Origin of the sequence: Frankia sp. AgKG'84/4, from assembly GCF_023242965.2 — a bacterium.
In the GTDB taxonomy this organism is placed as follows: domain Bacteria; phylum Actinomycetota; class Actinomycetes; order Frankiales; family Frankiaceae; genus Frankia.
The window spans coordinates 1-900 of record NZ_JALKFU020000866.1 but is presented as its reverse complement, the minus strand read 5'-3'; the positions used below and the strand labels follow the sequence as shown (position 1 = coordinate 900).

General features: G+C 75.6%; 1 protein-coding gene. It reads right to left on the bottom strand.

The genetic code is table 11. The features are described 5' to 3' along the window. Positions 1-74: 74 nt before the first annotated feature. Positions 75-900: M56 family metallopeptidase (locus MXD58_RS25725; RefSeq protein ID WP_250610285.1), on the bottom strand; the 826-nt coding region annotated here is incomplete at its 5' end.

Sequence of the window (900 nt, the reverse complement as noted above, 5' to 3'; positions counted from 1 at the left end):
GATCCGGCCCGCCGCTGAGGCCGCGGCCAGAGGGGGGCCGCGGCTACGGTCCGCAGGCGCGGGCCGCCGTTGCCCTACCGGAACGGTGCGAGGCAGTCGACACTGGCATGCACCGCGGAGCCGATGCTGAGCACCGCGAGCATCAGGCTCCCAACGGCGATGGGGACCGGAATCCGGGCAGGGCGCGGCGGGCCTTCGAGCAGTGCGGAGATCCGTTCCGCGACGCCGCCGCCGTGGTTGAGCCCGGTCACGCTCACACTCGACCGCGCGTCCGTCGCCGTCGCCGGCTGCGGGGCGCGCAGGGTCGCCAACGCCGCCTTCCCGAGCGCCCGGGCGAGCACGACCCGCTGTCCGGTGGTGCGCACGGAGCGTTCGTCGGCCCATCGCTCGCAGGCCGCCTCGACCAGCTCCGGGAGGTGCCGCAGGAGCGGGTCGACGGCCGCACAGCAGTCGACCACCATGCGCAGCCAGTGATGGCGGCCCGTGAGATGGGCCTGTTCGTGGGCGAGAACGGCTGCCCGCTCGTCGGCCTCCAGGCACGCCAGCATGGCGGTGGTGACCACGACGCGCCCATCGGTCACTCCGCCGACCGCATAGGCATCCGGCAGCCGGTGCGCCACGATGTGGACCCGCCCGCCCGGTAGTCGGCGGACCATCCGTTCCGCCCGAACCAGGTCGCGGGCCAGCCGGGCGAGGACCATCGCCAGGGTGAGCACGGCGACCACCGTGGCGCCGGCCGCGACCGCGCCCACCGTCGACGGGAGCAGGTCGACGGCTGGTCGGACCGGGACGCGCAGGTCAAGGCCGCGGGCGAGGCCGGGCAGTCGCTGGGCGAGGGTGGTCGCCAGCAGCGCCAGGGACCACAACCAGCCGACGGCCGCCAGCACGGCGCCGCCGGTC